This window comes from Plesiomonas sp. (genome assembly GCF_051650925.1).
Lineage (GTDB): Bacteria > Pseudomonadota > Gammaproteobacteria > Enterobacterales > CAMTGL01 > Plesiomonas.
Window position 1 is genome coordinate 1 of sequence record NZ_JBOFRH010000085.1, and the last position, 1,271, is coordinate 1,271.

2 protein-coding genes are annotated in these 1,271 nt (G+C 49.5%); both read left to right on the forward strand.

The genetic code is table 11. From position 1 onward, the window contains the following. On the forward strand, positions 1-647 hold a 647-nt coding region (locus tag ACRC27_RS01940; RefSeq protein ID WP_438639062.1), incomplete at its 5' end, for a uracil-xanthine permease family protein. A gap of 165 nt (positions 648-812) precedes the next feature. Then, positions 813-1,265: a nuclear transport factor 2 family protein gene (locus ACRC27_RS01945; protein ID WP_152106589.1), complete on the forward strand. Its 453-nt coding sequence runs from the start codon at positions 813-815 to the stop codon at positions 1,263-1,265. The last annotated feature ends 6 nt before the right edge of the window (positions 1,266-1,271 follow it).

The window sequence follows — 1,271 nt, forward strand, 5'->3', positions numbered from 1 at the left end:
CAGCATGGCTGGCGGTGCCAACCTTTATTACGCCGGAAGTGAACTGGGCGGCGGCGCTCTTCATGTTACCGGTGGCGATTGCACCTTGTATTGAGCATATCGGTGGCGTTATGGCGATTGGTGGCGTAACCGGTAAGGACTACACGAAGACCCCAGGCTTGCACCGCACGCTGTTTGGTGATGGTTTGGGCGTATGCTTTGCTGGTCTGATTGGTGGCCCACCAGTGACCACATATGCGGAAGTGACTGGTGCGGTGATGATCACCCGTAACTTCAATGTGCGTACCATGACATGGGCGGCGATTTTTGCCATCATCTTGGCATTCTTCGGTAAGTTCAATGCGCTGCTGACCTCAATCCCGATGCCTGTGATGGGCGGGATCATGCTGCTGCTGTTCGGATCTATCGCGGCAATTGGTTTGAAAACGCTGGTTGATGCGAAAGTGGATTTAGGCGCTTCCCGCAATATCGCCATCGTGGCGATTACCTTGACGATCGGTATTGGCTCGCTGGAGCTGAAAATCGGCAGCTTTGCGCTGGCAGGTGTAGGTCTGGCATCGCTGGTGGCGGTGTTATTGAACCTGATTTTACCGCATCAAGTGAATACCGAAGGCTCGGACAACTCCTCTATTGAGGAAGTGAAGTAAGCTGATGGTATAAATCAAAACGAGTCAGATAAAAAGCCGCCCATGAGGCGGTTTTTTATTGCGTGGTTTTTATTGCGTATGATGAGCGATTTGTCTGGCAGCTAACGGCACTTGGCGGGAGATGGCATATACTTTTAACGGTGATGTTATCAACAGGAGGGGAGAATGTTAGCGCAACATCAAGCCATGATTGATAAATTCAGCGCCGCGTATGCCGAACTGACTGCCGAGAAAATCGCGCATTTCCCTGATTTGTATGCCGATGATGTGGTGTTTATGGACCCAGTACAGCAAATCTACAGCGTACAAGATTTGCAGGTCTATTTTTTTCGGATCATTGAGCAAACCTATTATCACCGCGTAAAAGTTATTCGTGCCTTTAGCAGTGATAATGATCTGTTTATCCTCTGGGAGCTCAGTTACGCCCATGCCAATTTGGAGCAAGGGGATGATATTTCCGTGGAAGGAGCCTCACACTTGCGCTTGGAAGGCGAACGGATCATTTTTCAGCGTAACTACTATGACATGGGAGCCATGTTGTATGAGCATATCCCGCTGATCAGCCGTGTAGTGCATTATATGAAGGGGAAAATTGCCGGTTTTAACCGTAATGACTGACGGATT

Excerpts from the sequence above, each read along its gene's own strand:
- ACRC27_RS01945 (WP_152106589.1), top strand. The coding sequence starts at position 813 with ATGTTAGCGCAACATCAAGCCATGATTGATAAATTCAGCGCCGCGTAT.